Source organism: Mobiluncus sp. (assembly GCF_985070215.1).
In genome coordinates this window covers 18,486-33,399 of the sequence record NZ_CFKZQR010000006.1, presented here as the reverse complement: position 1 = coordinate 33,399, position 14,914 = coordinate 18,486, and the positions used below count along the sequence as shown (strand labels likewise).

The following is a 14,914-nucleotide window of genomic DNA, read 5'->3' as shown; positions in this document are numbered from 1 at the left end:
GAAAGGTCATCGTGGTACCGAGAACCGAATTTTAGGATTCCTTGGGGTCGCCGATAGGTGCCTGCAACGGCCAGTCCTGATCCTCGAGCACGACCTGTATCGCACTCATGTTCTCTGGATTAATGACCAGGGGTGCCAGCAGGTTTGCCGTGTGGGGGTACGAACCGGATGCCGGGTGCACGATGACCAGGATAAAGGGCTCTTCGCCCTCTTTTATCTCGACACGTTCCCTCGCGGAGGAGGGAATAATCGGGGTGTATCCGTCAAAGAATGCCACCGGGGGGACCGCGAACAGACGAACATTGGGGTCAATGATGGACTTCAGCGTCCACAAAACCCCAGTTTCGTCAACCGCAGAGAGGCTAAAATCCAGGTGGCTTTCCAGGCCCGGCATGGGCCGAACCATCCGGATTTTGAGTGTCGGAAATTCCTCGCCGTCGCCGGCTTGTTCAGTGTGTTCGGTAACTTCGTCGTTGGTGCTCATCGTAAGTAGTCTAGCAAAGTTGGCTGCACGACACGCTGCGTTGAACTGAGAGATGCTTGATAAGCCATCGAAGCCAGGGACATGTCAATCGTGACCTTTTGGATGTCGATATCCTCTACGTCAGAAATCTGGCCTTTGACCTGCTGCAGGTCAAAAATGACGCTGTTTTGCGCTTCCAGAACCTGCTTGTGTCGGGCGCCGACCGCGGATTGCGCTTCCTGGAGTTTCGAGAATCGTTCGCCCAGTTCCTTTTGAATGGACTCAATCTTCTGGCGGTTGTCGCCTACCGGACCGGTCGGGGATTCCAAAATTTGGGCAGCCGCAATCAGAAGGTTCATGACTGACGGGTTGTTGTCGGTGTTCAGGGTGTTGCCGTCCCATTTAATAGTGCCGGTGCCGAACAGTTCGTTACCGTCTACGTTGGCTTGCACAGTCGTGTCCGCGTCGATACGGCGATCAACAGTCTTAGCGGTGATTTCGTCTTTCTCGGCGGCGAGGAACAGGGTGTCCCCGTCCGCGTTCTGACCCGTCTTAAACACCAGGCCCTTATCCGAGTTACCAGCAAAAACGGTGCGACCCAGATAGGTCGAGTTAGCCTGCGACATGATAGATTCGGCAATCTTGCGCAGTTGCGCGGCCAGAGCTCCTTGGGATTTGTCTCCCAAAGCTCCATCAATGGAGTTAATCAGCAAGGTCCGGGCTTCCGTGTAACGATCCGCAACGGATTGCATGGCGGCGTCCGAAGTCGCCAGCCAGGAGTTAGCATCGCTGATGTTGCGCTTGAACTGCTCGGTAGCCGCCAGCTCCTTGCGCAGGCGCATAGAGGAGACGGAGGAGGCCGGATCGTCGGAGGCGAAAGACATGCGCTTGCCCGAGGACAGCTGCTTGTTTACATCAGCCAGGCGGTTAAAGTTGCGCTGAATCGTAGCCAGCGTAGTGCCAGCCATCATAGAGGTTGTCATGCGGGTAATCATGTCAGTCACCTACCTAGGTTGATGAGGGCCTCAAGCATCATGTTAACAGTACTCATGATGCGTGCCGCGCCCGCGTAGGCGTGCTGACCCTGTATCAGGTTAATAACTTCTTCATTCATGTCAACAGAACTCTGTGACTTTTGCCGTTGTTCGGCGATAAGTCGCGTCTGCTCCGCTAAAGTGTGCTTGTCGTCGGCGCTCTTGGCGTGTACACCAATATCCACCACCGACTTGGACCATTCGTTCATAGCCGAGGTCGGCGCGTCTTGACGGTTGCCCAAAGCCAGGGAAACCGAGCCGTCATAGACCCCGTTGACATACTGGCCGGCAGCAATCATCTGGGGGTCTTTGATGGCCACGGACAAGCGCATGGCGGCCGGTAGCGTGTTGTCGGTGGCGGCGAACTTAAAGAAGTCTCCGCCGTCTTCCTTCACGTTTTCATACACGATGGCAGAGCCTTGATTGGCAGCTTCCAAAGTGGCGACTTTCTGTTTGATGGCCGCATCGTAGGCTTCGTCAGTCTTGTAGTCGCTGCGCTTTAGGGAAGTACTGGTTATTTCTTTCATGCGGTTCGGGTTCTTCACGAAAGTACCCGAACCGGGGGGGTCTTCAATAGTTTCGGGCGCGGACAAGTCCACTTTGTAGAACTTGGTTTCTTTGGTCACCAGGGTCTTGGTGTTGTTCGTTCCGCCTTCGCCGGTGTTGTTGGCGTGAATCGCGTTAATCTCGGTGGCGATATTGGTCGCCAAGTCATTGTAGAGCTTGCCGGTTTCCGCCCAAGCCCCTCCGTTGCCGATGGTGCCGGAAACTCCGGGGAACTGGGCCGGTTTCAGGTTTTGCATTAACCCGCCGATGGTGCCGTCCTCGATGGCGACCATGTGTCCGCCGAGTGCCCAGCGCAGCCGCACCGGACCCTCGTCCTTCATAAAAGTAAAGTCGGTAAAACCCTGCTCGCCGCCTATTTTGGCTTCCTGCAGTGTCTTGCCGTCCACCTGGACAGCCTTCATATCGTAAAATGCCACGTACTTGGTGCCGACCTCGGGATCGCCGGAAACCAGGGTCTTTACCACATTACCATCATTGTCCAGAATCTTGTCGCCGACTTCGTAACGCTGCACATGTGCTTGATACTGCTGAATTTTCTGACCGTGGTAGTCAAACGTTTCAGTCGTATCCTTGCCCCCGGCTTTCAGCGCATCAACCGCGGCCTTGTACTTGTCCCGCGGAGCCGAGTCAATGCCGGCCATATCGCGCGCACCTTCCACCTCAAAGTGGTTCACGTAATCTTTGCCGACCAGGGAGTTCCCGCCGAGCATGACTTCCACGGTGCCGTCGTCGTAGGCCTGGCCAATCATATTGGGGTGTGGCGCGTTTTCTTTCGTGTACACCGAATAGCCCTGCCGCACGGTAGCGCCGGTCAGCTCGGAAATATGCAGAATCAGCTGGTCACGCTCATCTTTCAGGTGGTTGACCGCGCCGCTAACGTTGCCGCCAGCCACGGTAGCCTTGCGGATACGGTCATTGAGCTTTTGGACAGAATCCATCGTGGTGTTCAAGTCGGCCACCAGCGCCTCGAGCTGTTCGCGCCCGTTCTTCCACAGGTCATTAATGTGCGTGTAGCCGGTCTTAATATTGGTGACCAAGGCTTCGGCGGCCCCCAGGGTGGTGGCGCGCGCCCCGCGGTTATCGGAGTTATTATTGACGTCTCCCCAAGACTTAAAGAAAGTACGCATGGAATCGGACACGGACATCCGACCCAGCTCGTCCATCGCGGACTCGATGCCTTTCCAAGCGATGCTGGTCTCTTTGGTGCCGGCGGCACGGCCGGTCTCTAAACGCAGTTTCGCATCCAAAAAGAAATCGTCGAGCCGACGGATACGGGTAATCTCTACGCCGCCGCCCTGGGGGACGGAACCTGCAAAGATAGACGGTTCCGAACCGATACCGAGAGCCCGCTGTTCGACACGCTGGCGGGTGTACCCAGGAGTATTCAAGTTGTTGATGTTCTGCCCGGAAACCTCGATGAGACGTTGGGCTGCGTAAAGACCGGTCAATCCGGCGTTCAGCGAAGAAAACGTTGAACCCATCGGAGTGTCCTTTCCCTAGCCTGTGTGCTTACTCAATCTATGTGACGCCTCACGCGTCCACGTTTAAGCTCATCGGCTTGAAAGGCTCGGATATGAGAATTTTTTCAAAACCCCGTGTTCTTGTTCTTACATTGAAGTGTCAAGCATGGTGGATTCGCCCGTTCCAGAAGCGTGGATTCCCCCGTCCTCACCATAGGTTTCTTCCGCCCCTTGCATACTCATCAGGGTTTCCTGGGTGGCGCGTTGCAGGGAGGACAGGACTTCCTGGTTCGCCTTGGACATATCGGCAATTTCAGAAGTCAGGGAGATGAGGGCTTCGCGATGTTGGTTCAACAGGGTCTGCCACGGCTCGTCCGCCGCTTCAGCAATTTCTTTCAGGGATGCCTCGGGGGGCAGTCCCAAGTCGACCGCCACGGCTTCAGATTCCATGGAGCGCTCCAGTTCCATCGTCTGAGCCTGCGCAATGACGGCTTCCAGCTCACGAGTGGCGCGTGGCAGCCACCGGGATGAGGCTGTGGAAGTAATCAAACGTTCTTCTTCCAGCTTAAACAGCATGACCTCCAGAGTTTCACGTTGTTTCCACAGTTGGCGTGACAATGCGTCTAACGACATAGCGCTCTCCTCCTCAGTCAGCCCAATCGTCAAAGCCTGACAGCTCTTTAGCTAAACTTACCCGCAAAATTGCCAATCACTCAATCCTGCCGATTCCTCATTAATCTACCGCTAATTAAATGGTTTAAAAGGTAAACTGACTGGGACTGCACCTGCAATTTTTTCTGAGGAGAGACACGGTGGAGGCTTCACTCGGCGAAGTGAACCGCAACGAGCTAATTGAAAAAAACCTCCCCTTGGTTGGTTACCAAGTGGCGGAGTTGTTGCGCCGTGTCCCGTCTTTTGTACAGCGCGAGGACCTCGCTTCGGCGGGTTCTTTGGCCCTGGTGCAAGCTGCTAATTCTTATGACCCAAAAACCGGAGTGCCGTTCCATCGTTACGCGGTTTACCGGATTCGCGGAGCCATGCTGGACGAACTGCGTTCCATGGACTGGGCGACCCGCGGGGCTCGTCAACGCACCAAACAGCTGGAGGAAATGACCTCTACTCTCACGGCTGCTGCGGGACGCGCCCCTACGAAAGAGGAACTCGCTTCGGCTCTGGGGGTGGACGTAGAGTCGGTGGAGTCCGCTCAGCAAGATGCCGCTCGCTGCGTCGTCTCTATGGACGCACCCGCCGGTAACGAGGACGACCGGACTCTGGAACTCCCCGATGAAAGTCCCTCCCCGGAAGACACGCTGCTGGATGACGAACGCCTGGTGTATCTGCGCGCCGCGGTTCGCGCCCTGCCGCAGCGTTTGCGCTTTGTGGTGGAGCAGGTATTTTTTGAGGAACGTCCGATTCAAGATGTGGCCGACGAGCTGGGCGTCACCCAATCTCGAGTGTCTCAGCTGCGTTCCGAAGCCCTCACCTTGATGCGTGAGGGGATGAACCGCCACCTCGATCCCGAAGCGGCTGCGGAAGAAAACGAGGAAGTCACCGGCATCGTTAAGAAACGCCGCGAGAGCTACTTCCAAAAGATTGAAGATCACGCCGATGAGATGTTGCGTGCAGACCCGGACATGGACCTGGAGATAGAGGACACGCTCATTGCGCCCCCCGTTTCTGCCTCAGCACGGGGTCGCCCGCGGGATACTTCCGGGACACCTCGTCCCCGTTCAGCGTCTCTGCGTGATTCGTTGTCACAAGTTTCGTCCGGCACGTCCGCGGGGTCGTCTTGCCGTAAGGAGTCGGAAGAGTCCGCTGCCGAGGTCGCGCCGGGTACTTCCACCAAGAGCTTCCTGGCTGGTCACGCCCGTGGCACAGCGCAGGCAAAGGCTCGTCTCGAAGCGGAGCAAGAAGCCCAGCGCGCCGCCGAAGCCGCCGAGAAACCTAAAAGTAAAGACAAAGCCCGCTTAGGTGGTGGGGAATCCGCAGCGGAACTCCCGGCGGAAGAAGAAAAACCACCGACCCCGCCAACCACCTCTTACCTGGGAGGATTGTCCATTCGGCAACAGAATATGCGGGCGGAAGCGCGCCGGAATCGACGAAAAAAATAATTTCCCCTTAATTCTCAGGGATAATGACCGACAATTAAGCATGAGGTAGTGTCAGTGGGACACCTGTCGGTGTTCTGAACCTCGGCGTTATCTCAGGATGGGATAACACCTTTTATTCCATGGAAGGAGCACATCATGGGAATTGCATTACCAGGACTGGGCGGGTTCAATACCCAGGGCATTGTCGAGAAGCTGATGATGCTGGAGCAGATTCCGCTGGGCAAGCTGAAGACAAAGCAAAGTGAGTACAAGTCTCAGGTCCAAGTTTTCCAAAATATGAACAGCAAGTTCGCCAACATTAAGCGGGCGGCTTGGGACGTGTATGGGCGTGTGGGCAAGGAAAGCGTCCGTTTCAATACTTCAGAAATCTGGGAAGCCGCCAAGGCGACGTCTTCCGATCCGATGGTAGGAGTGACCACTTCGCCCGGAGCCCAAGTTGGCTCGGTCGAATTCGATGTTCTGCAGGTGGCGAAGTCGAAGCAGGCAACCTTGGATCAGGACGCTATCCAGAGCCTCTACGATGCCGCCAAGGCAAAGGGTGAGCCGCCCAAGATTTCCATCATGCTTGGTGACAAAATCACCACGATTTCCCCGACCTCGGCCAACGCCCCGGCGTTTGCCAGGGCTATCAATGCGGCCACTGATTCCGGAGTGACCGCTACGGCGGTGCGTATCGGCGACAATCCCGATGGTACGGGCAAATACTTGCTTCAGATTAACGGGACAGAAACCGGAGCCAACAAGGGCGACTACAAGATTTTCGCCGGTGACATCACGCAGGGTCTGGGACTGACTGCCAAAACTTCCAAGACGGACGCGGCCACTAACTCGGCTCAGTACGTTTACGAGGACGCTGCCGCTTTGGCCACCGCCGTGGCGGGTACCGGTGCTCAGGAACAGACTCTGAACATCATCCATCAATCTTCGGATGCCAAGATTCGCCTGCTCGGCCAGGAACGCACCTACGGATCGAACCAGATTCAGATTATGGATAACGTCAAAATTGACTTGTCCAACGTGGTGCAAAAGACGAACGCTGACGGCACCCCGGTCTATACTGATGCCCTGTTAAAAGGTGTCAAGATTAACGCCACGCGGGACTTCGATGTGGCCGCGGGCAAGATGGAAAAGATGATGGGTTCCCTGACGGATGCTCTGACCACCTTGAATCGAGGGATGCAAAGCGTCACCAAGGAAGGCATTGATCCGCTAACCAACAAGCGTTTCACCTATACCGCTGCCGGTCCGCTGGGTAACTCGGAAGGCCGCGAGCTTAAGAACAACATTATGAGCCTGGTTTCCAACGGGATAACCCTTACGGATGCCGAGGGTAAGTCACAGACCTATTCCCTAGCCTCGTTTGGAATTAGCCTCGGAGGCGGTGTCGAGAAAGGCGCAGACGGTAAGTTCCACAGTTCTCAGGTGGAGTTGAAGTTCGACGCCGAGAAGTTTAAGAAGGCCATGGAAAGCGACCCCGAAAAGGTGCAGCAGGTCATGGTGGAGTTCTCCAAGAAGGTCGGGGACATGGCTTCCAAGGTCTCTGACTTTACCGAAGGGTCGTTGACCAAGGTCATCGAGTCGCGGCAAAAGACAGTCTCGTACTATGACGACCGAATCTCCGACTACTCCGATCGTCTGGAGCGTAAGGAAGCCCAGCTGTACAAGCAGTATTCCTCTCTGGAGACGATGCTGGCTCGGATGCAACAGCAGCAGGCTTGGCTGGCTGGACAGTTAGCCCAGCTGGGAGGCCAGTAAAAACCGCATAATCTAACATTCTTCGGCTGGGTTTCATACATTGTGAACCCAGCCGAAGTATGGTTAAAGGGTACGTTTTATTTAAGTGGAGGAAAGTATGCAGACCGCCATTAATAGGTTCCAGCAGGACTCTATTGTCACGGCTTCGCCGGCCAGGTTATTGACGATGCTCTACGACCGGCTGCTGCTTGATATTGGACGGGCTGAGAAAGCCCTGCGCGGTCAGAACCGGGTTGAAGCGCATAAAAATCTGACTCATGCTCAGGACATCATCGCCGAGTTGATGTCTTCCCTGCGGATGGACGTATGGGACGGTGCTGAGGGTTTGATGGCTTTGTATGTGTATGCCATGAAAGAACTGGTCAACGCCAACGTGCAGGGCGACGCTGATAAAGCTCAAGAGATTCGGGAGCTGTTTGAACCGTTGGCGGATGCGTGGAAACAGGCGGCCGCACAGTTGGAAGCGGAGGAAGCAAAGTCTGCCGGCGTAGCTAAACCCGGTGAGGTGAAGCGTAATTCACGAGGTGATTTGGGTGTCGGCTAAACACGATAACTCTTCGGGCTGGGAGGACGAGCTGGATCGGTTGGAAGCTCAGATTGCTGCGGACAGCCGGATGCTGGCTACAGGCCAGATTCCTTCCGATGAGTCGGGTTGGCAGCCCCCGCGTTTGGGGCCGTTGCCTCCGGATTTGGCTCCGCGAGCGCGTCAGGTACAAAAGGACTTGTCGGAACTGGGGAAACAGGTCACGTCTGCCATGCGTAAGAATCAAGAAGAGCTGCGCCGCGCCGGGGAAGAACGCGATAAGCTCCGCAAGATTCCTCGTGAAAAGAAAATCGAACCAGGTCCCCGGTATTTAGATTTAGAGGGGTAGAAGCGCGGGGCTCACTCAGGGGTGTCGCCGCCGTTTGCGTTCACGGGGAGCTTTCAGGAAACGACGTTTTCCTGAAAGCTCCCTGAGTATTTGGGCAAAAGAGCAGTAAAACAGCTGTGTAAATGCGTACAAATTAGGTAGTGTGACCAACATCACACCCAGGATGAAAGTCCTAACTATGTTCAGCCTATGAACGCTAGTGAATTAATTTTGTGTCGAAACCTACAAGCTAGCAAAAATTTGTACGTCCGGGGAAGTTTACCCTAACACTCAGCTAAGCCTCAGAATGTTACCAGCTCTAATGAATTTGTATTTGAGCTGGTCGTGGGGGAATTTCACGTGTATATACACAAAATTGGCGACATTTTGACAGTGGGGGAAATTGTCGGGGCGCGAACGGGTCGCAGAATAAGCTGAAAAGAAACTGAACGAGGCGCCGTTTAGCTTTATAGATATAGGAACTTTTGGTGAACGAAACCTGCCGATTTGAAAGCTGACAAGGTGGTAAAAATATGATGCTGAAAATACGATAAGTTACAGCTGTGTAATCTTCCAGAAACCCTATTTACCAGGGCATATAGTTCGGTCATTTGTACTAACAAAAACCTACTTAATGTAAAAATCGCGGGGTTCGCAGAAACTTCCCATGAACCCCAAAACAAATTAACAAAACTCCTCGACAATTCCTTGGGAACTGCCGATACTGAATATGTCAGCGCAAAAAGCACTGAACCGCTAGCAGGAAGTTATGCGGGTAATGAGGATCGAAGGAATGATCCAGCGAGAGAACATGTGAGGTCGTCATGTTTGATTCTGTTGGTTACGTAGCAATGCGAACCGCGCTGGATGGATTGTCTATGCGTCAGCGAGTCATCGCCGACAACATTGCCAATATTCAGACGCCGGGATTCTTAGCCGGCAAGGTATCGTTCGAAAGTGAACTGGCTCGCGCCGTCGAGTTCGGACACCCTGCCACCACGCATATCGCCACTGCTCGCTCTTTGGAGCCCACTCGTATAGACGGTAACAATGTCAACCTGGACACTGAGACGATCTCCAGCGTAGATACGGTTCTTCGCTTTCAGCTGGCTACCCAAGCAATCAGTGGGGAATACGCCAACATTCGCTCTGCTATGAGGACGACATCATGACCACGTTTGGAGCAATCGGTATCGCTGGAACCGGCATGACAGTCAACCGCAAGTGGTTGGACTGCATCTCGGATAACATCGCCAACATCAACACCACCAAGCCCATGAACGAAGAGGCCTTCCGGGCCCGCTACGTGGTGGCTCAGGCTGTTGATTACGGGCGTCCAGCAGGCACGATGGTATCGGGCATTGCGCTCGGTGGCACCGACGGCCGGATCGTGTACGACCCCCGCGATCCGAACGCGAATGAAGAAGGGTATGTCCGCCACCCTGATATTGACTTGGGATCACAGATGACCCAGTTGATTATGGCGCAAAGGGCTTACCAGGCAAACGCTGCCGTGGTGGATCGTGCAAAGTCCACCTACGAAGCAGCATTGCAAATCGGGAGGTAAGTAAGCTATGCCTTACTCTGTAGATGGTATTGGTAGCAACCTGACCAGTTCCTTGACCGGAACCCAGCAGCTGACCAATAACTTAGTACAATCCCTTGGGTTCTCACGTTCCGCAGCCACCCAAGCCGGTCCGTCGCGTCTTGGTACCAATGCCACGCACATCGTCCCGACCGGCACCGGTCTAACCCCGTTGGGTGGAGATGTCCGCGATGTCGCGGAAACCTCTTTCGGCAACGTTTTTGCCGATGCGGTGTACAACATGCAGCAACGTGAGAGTACCGCCAAGAAGCTGGGTGTGCAGGCCCTGACCGGGCAACTCAATGATGTCCACCAATACACTATTGCAGCCGCAGAATCCCAGCTGACTATGGAACTGACCTCCACTATACGGAACAAGGCAGTTGACATGTTCAACGAGATTATGAGGATGCAAGCATAATGCCACCGGTCATCGTAAACGCAGTAGATAAAGTCAAAAGTACCGTCGGCCAGTTTTCGTTAGGCCAAAAGACCCTGTCGATTATCGGGGTAGCCGTGCTCATCTTGGGCGGCGTGGTGCTTTACTCTTGGGTGGCACGTCCCGACTACACCACCCTGTACTCAGGTTTGACGGATAAAGATCAAGCTGCCGTCACCGAACAGCTCGATTCACAAGGCATCAAATATCAGGTCGCCGATAATGGTGTGGTCAAGGTGCCGGCGAAAGATGTGCAGAGCGCACGCATGAGCTTGGCGGCCGCCGACCTGCCCGCACAGCCCACTGCCGGTTATGCCGTTTTGGATAACCTGGGCGTGGCGGCTTCCGACTTCCAACAGCAAATGGCCAAGAAACGCGCCCTGGAAGGCGAGCTAGCCAAGACCATCGACACCATGGACGACATTGAAAAATCTTCGGTCGCCCTGGCTATTCCGCAGGAATCCGTATTTGCCGACCCGAAGAAACCCGTTGCTACCACCGCTTCTGTGACCATCACCCCGAAGAATCGCAAAGACGTTTCCAATGACACGGTGCAAGCCGTTATTAACATGGTTTCCGCTTCCGTGCCGAACTTGGACAAGTCGGGAGTGACCGTGGTCGATACGCTGGGCAACAGCCTGTCCGACAAGGTCGAAGGCGGTACGGCCGCGGCTTCGGAAATGGAAAAGAGTTTGGTCGCCAAGGCTTTGGCGGTAGTGGAACCCCTGGTGGGGGTCGGTAATGCCCGTGTCTCGGCGCAAGTTGACCTCTCCCAAGATAACCAGGTTAAGACCACTCGTATCTTTACCGATCCGGAGGGCGGGGTTAAGCAGTTGTCTGCCTCGAACGCGGCCGAACAGTACAGCGGTGGCGGGGCCATCGTCGGTGGCATCTTGGGGCCGGATAACATTGCCAACCCTTACGAGCTGAACGGCAATAACGGCGGTAACTACTCCAACACCCAGAACGTGCAAAACAACGCGGTCAACGAAGAAGTGACCCAGTCGACTCGTGCTCCTGGAGCGGCGTTGCGCAAGTCCGTGTCGGTCGTATTGAATCAAGATACCGCCCGGCGCTTGGACATGGCGCAAGTGCGTGACATGGTGGCGGCGGCTACCGGTATTGATGCTGCTACCGGAGACGTTGTGAATATCTCGCGTTCTCCGTTCGACGACACGGCAAAGAAAGCGGCTGAAAAGGCTGCTGCGGCTGAAGCTGCCGCGGAGGCTGCGGCAAAGACCGCCTCCCTGATTCGTCAGGCAGTTATTGCCGGATTGATTATCTTGCTGTTGATTATCATCGCGGCGGTGGCCAAGAAGCGTGCCAAGGCTCGCGAACGTGAGGCTTTGGACCTCGGCGAGCTGGATCAGCTGCCCGATCCTTACACCTTGAGCGCTCCGGAGGAAGAAGCTCTGGAGATTGAGGCGGCCACGATTCCGGAACCTGAACCGGAGCCCGAGCCTGAACCGGAGCCCGAACCTGATCCAATCCTGCTAAAGATTGAAGCCAAGCGTGAGGAGATTGCCGAACTGGCTCTCGACAAACCGCAACTAGTTGCTGAGCAGCTGCGCGCCTGGATGGGAGGTCACTAAACATGGTAATGTCACAAGCACTGACTTTGAGCGGGCTGCAGAAAGCCGCCTTGCTGCTGATTCAAATCGGTAAGGATCGCGCTGCTCGCGTCATGAGCGAAATGACTGACGATGAGGTCGAGGCGCTGTCAGCTGAAATCTTGCGGATGACTAACGTACCTCGCGAAATCACCGCGGACGTCATCGATGAGTTCTATGAAAACTCCATAGCATCGGCAAGTTTGCAACTGGGCCACGGTGGTCTGGACTACGCTCAGAAAGTTTTGGAACAGACTTTCGGCAAGGAAAAAGCCGCGGAAATCATGGAACGCCTGATGCAGGGCATGCAGGGGCAGCCTTTCGATTTCCTGAAATCCGCCGATCCACGTGAAATCGTGACTTTGGTTTCCTCCGAGCACCCCCAGACGATTGCCCTGGTGCTGGCGCACCTGCGTCCGGATCACGCCGCGCGTGTCATGGCTGGTCTGGGTCCGAAACTTCAAGGCGATGTGGCAGTGCGCATTGCCCAGATGGAACGGGCTAACCCCGAAATGGTTACCCTGGTGGCTGCTTCCCTGCAAAAGAAGGCTGAGCAGGTCATTAACTCTGAAGAAATGCAAGCTATCGGCGGTGTCGAACCGCTGGTCGACATCATCAACCGGGCCGATCCGGGTACTGAAAAGATGATTCTGACCGGGTTGGAAGAACGTGACGAGGACCTGGCTGATGAAGTCCGCTCCCGGATGTTCGTCTTTGAAGACATCGTTATGCTCGAAGATCGCGGTATTCAGCTGGTGCTGCGGCAGGTCGACGGGGCTCGCCTGGCGATGGCCCTGAAGGGTACGAACGAAGATTTGCGTTCTCGCCTGATGAAGAACCTTTCCGAGCGTGCTCGCCAGAATGTCATGGAAGAAATCGACATGCTGGGCAGCGTGCGCATGAGCCAGGTTCAGGAAGCTCGTTCCGAAATCGTCCAGCTGATCCGCAAGATGGAGGAATCTGGCCAAATCGTCATCCGCCGCGAGGAGGAAGACGAATATGTGGCTTGACCAGGACCTCTTGGAGGTCAAAGAAAACCAGCGACGCGGCGGTGCGCCCAATCCGGTGCCGCTATCCACCGCTGCCGGGTCGGCTACGGCGGGCGCGTTCCGTTTGGCGGGCGCTTCCAACCAAGCCAAAGGCGACGACAAATCCACCCAGGCATTCGGATACGCCAAAGGCTTTTCTTCCGGGTGGGCTGCCGGTCAAAAACGGGCGACTCGTGAAGCTGAACAGGAGCGCAACATCCTCAATGAGGACGCGCGCCTGGCCGAAGAAGCCCGCACCGAGGCTTATGTGGACGCGATGGATGAAATCCAGGCTATTGCCGATGCGGTTTCCTCCCGGGACGCCCTGGTCATCGAAGACATGAAAGCCGCACTGATGGAAGCGGCAGTGGATTTAGCGGAAGCCCTGATCGGGGCGGAGCTATCCGATGAACCGACTCGCGCCAAGGCGGCGTTAAAGCGGGCTTTGTCGATGAATGACCCGAAAGACATTGTGAAGGTCAATATGAACCCACAGGATGTGGCTACGCTGACCAGCTTGGGCGTGGATTGCCCGGTACAGCTGGTTCCCGATTCGGAACTGGATCCGGGCGACGCAGTGGCTTACATGCCGGAGGGTTTGCTGGATGCCCGGCTGACTTCGGCTGTGCGGCGTGCGCGAGAGGCTCTGGTGTCCGCTCAAGCAGCCGAGGAGTGAGCGTCTTGGAGCTGGCCACTTTACCCTCTTTTGTGAGTTTGCTGAATGCCTCGCGCCCCCAACGGGTCGGTGAGGTGGAGTCCGTTGTGGGCCTGTCTGTGCAGGTCCGCGGCTTGCAATGCTCTGTGGGTGAAGTCGTGTTGGTTGGTGATGATCCGGGAGTTCCCGCCGAAGTGGTGGCGCTGGACGCGGGTATCGCCTCGTGTATGCCCCTGGACAATCTGGACGGTTTGCGGATTGGTTCTCCGGTTCGCGGTACCGGTCTGCCGGCCACAGTTCCGGTCGGTCCGGCTCTGCTGGGTCGGGTCATTGATGCGGCGGGTCGCCCGCTTGACGGTAAAGGCCCTATCTATGCGGCTGACCGGGTGCCGATTCACGGGGCGGCTCCCAACGCGTTGGAGCGTGCCCGGATTGATATGCCCGTCGCGATGGGGGTGCGGGTTTTGGACACCCTGGTGACTTTGGGGCGAGGCCAGCGCATTGGCCTGTTTGCCGGTTCCGGGGTCGGCAAATCGACTTTGATGTCGATGATTGCTCGCGGCACGAATGCCGAAGTCTGTGTCATCGCCCTAGTGGGCGAACGCGGGCGGGAGGTCCGGGAGTTTTTGGAAGATGACTTGGGCGAGGAGGGTCTGTCCCGTTCTGTCGTGGTGGTGGCGACTTCTGACGAGTCCCCGATGTTGCGCAAACGTGCCGCTTTCACTGCCACCCGGGTCGCTGAGTACTACCGGGACGCGGGCCGCCACGTCCTGCTGATGATGGATTCCCTGACCCGTACCTGCATGGCGCAGCGCGAAATCGGCCTGTCCGTAGGTGAACCGCCCGCCACTCGCGGTTACCCTCCTTCGACTTTCTCGATGATGGCTCAACTGTTGGAACGGGCCGGTTCGGGTTCGGTTGGGTCCGTGACCGGCATCTACACGGTGCTGGTGGACGGGGACGACCACAACGAACCCATCGCTGACCAGGCGCGCTCCATTCTGGATGGGCACGTGGTGTTGGATCGGAAACTGGCGGTGGCTGGCCACTATCCGGCTATTGATGCCCTAGGCTCCATCTCCCGGGTGGCTTCCAAAGTCACTACACGGGAACAAAAAGAGGCCGCTACCGCCCTGCGTCAGATTATGGGGGCGAAGCGTTCGGTCCAGGACCTGCTGGACGTGGGGGCTTATCAGGCAGGCACGAATCCCGAAGTGGACACGGCTGTGAAATATGATGCCGACATCGAAGCGTTCCTGACCCAAAAGACCGATGAAAAGGTCGAATTCGACGCGGCTTGGTCGCAACTGTTTGATCTCTATCAGGCTTTCAAGTCTGAGAAAGCGGCATAGGGGG

At 56.0% G+C, this 14,914-nt stretch carries 15 protein-coding genes; 11 read left to right on the top strand and 4 right to left on the bottom strand.

What is annotated here, in order from left to right; all coding sequences use genetic code 11:
* Nucleotides 1-31 precede the first annotated feature (31 nt).
* The 4 genes from fliW to AC5LBQ_RS02285 form a co-directional block, all read right to left on the bottom strand.
* Complete coding sequence (gene fliW, locus AC5LBQ_RS02300) at nt 32-484, bottom strand: flagellar assembly protein FliW (RefSeq protein ID WP_493264507.1); 453 nt, start codon at nt 482-484, stop codon at nt 32-34.
* Nucleotides 481-1,458 carry a flagellin N-terminal helical domain-containing protein gene (locus AC5LBQ_RS02295; protein WP_493264533.1) on the bottom strand — a complete coding sequence of 326 codons (978 nt, stop codon included), beginning with the start codon at nt 1,456-1,458 and terminating at the stop codon, nt 481-483. The genes fliW and AC5LBQ_RS02295 overlap by 4 nt, the downstream gene beginning before the upstream one ends.
* A 5-nt stretch (nt 1,459-1,463) precedes the next feature.
* Nucleotides 1,464-3,545: a flagellar hook-associated protein FlgK gene (locus AC5LBQ_RS02290; RefSeq protein WP_493264506.1), complete on the bottom strand. Its 2,082-nt coding sequence runs from the start codon at nt 3,543-3,545 to the stop codon at nt 1,464-1,466.
* Nucleotides 3,546-3,671: 126 nt separating this feature from the next.
* Nucleotides 3,672-4,157, bottom strand: coding sequence for a flagellar protein FlgN (locus tag AC5LBQ_RS02285; protein WP_295027952.1), 486 nt, complete (start codon nt 4,155-4,157; stop codon nt 3,672-3,674).
* 179 nt (nt 4,158-4,336) lie between these two features.
* On the opposite strand from AC5LBQ_RS02285, the gene AC5LBQ_RS02280 reads away from it, so the two are divergent.
* From AC5LBQ_RS02280 to AC5LBQ_RS02230, 11 genes are all read left to right on the top strand, one after another.
* Nucleotides 4,337-5,635 carry a sigma-70 family RNA polymerase sigma factor gene (locus tag AC5LBQ_RS02280; RefSeq protein WP_493264505.1) on the top strand — a complete coding sequence of 433 codons (1,299 nt, stop codon included), beginning with the start codon at nt 4,337-4,339 and terminating at the stop codon, nt 5,633-5,635.
* A 135-nt stretch (nt 5,636-5,770) separates the two neighbouring features.
* Nucleotides 5,771-7,390 (top strand): flagellar filament capping protein FliD, encoded by a 1,620-nt coding sequence (gene fliD / locus AC5LBQ_RS02275; protein WP_493264504.1) that lies wholly within the window; start codon nt 5,771-5,773, stop codon nt 7,388-7,390.
* Nucleotides 7,391-7,487: 97 nt separating this feature from the next.
* Nucleotides 7,488-7,934, top strand: a complete 447-nt coding sequence (gene fliS / locus AC5LBQ_RS02270) for a flagellar export chaperone FliS (RefSeq protein WP_282922610.1) — start codon at nt 7,488-7,490, stop codon at nt 7,932-7,934.
* On the top strand, nt 7,924-8,262 hold the full coding sequence (locus AC5LBQ_RS02265) for a transcriptional regulator (RefSeq protein ID WP_298634094.1): 339 nt from the start codon (nt 7,924-7,926) through the stop codon (nt 8,260-8,262). The genes fliS and AC5LBQ_RS02265 overlap by 11 nt, the downstream gene beginning before the upstream one ends.
* 803 nt (nt 8,263-9,065) lie before the next feature.
* Nucleotides 9,066-9,413: a flagellar basal body rod protein FlgB gene (gene flgB, locus AC5LBQ_RS02260; protein WP_493264503.1), complete on the top strand. Its 348-nt coding sequence runs from the start codon at nt 9,066-9,068 to the stop codon at nt 9,411-9,413.
* A complete protein-coding gene (gene flgC, locus AC5LBQ_RS02255; protein ID WP_004007579.1) occupies nt 9,410-9,808 on the top strand; it encodes a flagellar basal body rod protein FlgC in 399 nt (132 codons plus the stop codon). Before flgB ends, flgC begins: the two co-directional genes overlap by 4 nt.
* A 7-nt stretch (nt 9,809-9,815) precedes the next feature.
* Nucleotides 9,816-10,247, top strand: a complete 432-nt coding sequence (fliE, locus tag AC5LBQ_RS02250) for a flagellar hook-basal body complex protein FliE (RefSeq protein WP_295027940.1) — start codon at nt 9,816-9,818, stop codon at nt 10,245-10,247.
* Complete coding sequence (gene fliF, locus AC5LBQ_RS02245) at nt 10,247-11,857, top strand: flagellar basal-body MS-ring/collar protein FliF (protein ID WP_295027938.1); 1,611 nt, start codon at nt 10,247-10,249, stop codon at nt 11,855-11,857. The genes fliE and fliF overlap by 1 nt, the downstream gene beginning before the upstream one ends.
* Nucleotides 11,858-11,865: 8 nt before the next feature.
* Nucleotides 11,866-12,885, top strand: coding sequence for a flagellar motor switch protein FliG (gene fliG / locus AC5LBQ_RS02240; protein WP_282922615.1), 1,020 nt, complete (start codon nt 11,866-11,868; stop codon nt 12,883-12,885).
* Nucleotides 12,875-13,579 (top strand): FliH/SctL family protein, encoded by a 705-nt coding sequence (locus AC5LBQ_RS02235; protein ID WP_282922616.1) that lies wholly within the window; start codon nt 12,875-12,877, stop codon nt 13,577-13,579. The genes fliG and AC5LBQ_RS02235 overlap by 11 nt, the downstream gene beginning before the upstream one ends.
* Nucleotides 13,576-14,910, top strand: coding sequence for a FliI/YscN family ATPase (locus AC5LBQ_RS02230; RefSeq protein ID WP_282922617.1), 1,335 nt, complete (start codon nt 13,576-13,578; stop codon nt 14,908-14,910). The genes AC5LBQ_RS02235 and AC5LBQ_RS02230 overlap by 4 nt, the downstream gene beginning before the upstream one ends.
* The last annotated feature ends 4 nt before the right edge of the window (nt 14,911-14,914 follow it).

Excerpts from the sequence above, each read along its gene's own strand:
- fliW (WP_493264507.1), bottom strand. The coding sequence starts at position 484 with ATGAGCACCAACGACGAAGTTACCGAACACACTGAACAAGCCGGCGAC.
- AC5LBQ_RS02295 (WP_493264533.1), bottom strand. The coding sequence starts at position 1,458 with ATGATTACCCGCATGACAACCTCTATGATGGCTGGCACTACGCTGGCT.
- AC5LBQ_RS02290 (WP_493264506.1), bottom strand. The coding sequence starts at position 3,545 with ATGGGTTCAACGTTTTCTTCGCTGAACGCCGGATTGACCGGTCTTTAC.
- AC5LBQ_RS02285 (WP_295027952.1), bottom strand. The coding sequence starts at position 4,157 with ATGTCGTTAGACGCATTGTCACGCCAACTGTGGAAACAACGTGAAACT.
- fliD (WP_493264504.1), top strand. The coding sequence starts at position 5,771 with ATGGGAATTGCATTACCAGGACTGGGCGGGTTCAATACCCAGGGCATT.
- fliS (WP_282922610.1), top strand. The coding sequence starts at position 7,488 with ATGCAGACCGCCATTAATAGGTTCCAGCAGGACTCTATTGTCACGGCT.
- flgB (WP_493264503.1), top strand. The coding sequence starts at position 9,066 with ATGTTTGATTCTGTTGGTTACGTAGCAATGCGAACCGCGCTGGATGGA.
- flgC (WP_004007579.1), top strand. The coding sequence starts at position 9,410 with ATGACCACGTTTGGAGCAATCGGTATCGCTGGAACCGGCATGACAGTC.
- fliE (WP_295027940.1), top strand. The coding sequence starts at position 9,816 with ATGCCTTACTCTGTAGATGGTATTGGTAGCAACCTGACCAGTTCCTTG.
- fliF (WP_295027938.1), top strand. The coding sequence starts at position 10,247 with ATGCCACCGGTCATCGTAAACGCAGTAGATAAAGTCAAAAGTACCGTC.
- fliG (WP_282922615.1), top strand. The coding sequence starts at position 11,866 with ATGTCACAAGCACTGACTTTGAGCGGGCTGCAGAAAGCCGCCTTGCTG.
- AC5LBQ_RS02235 (WP_282922616.1), top strand. The coding sequence starts at position 12,875 with ATGTGGCTTGACCAGGACCTCTTGGAGGTCAAAGAAAACCAGCGACGC.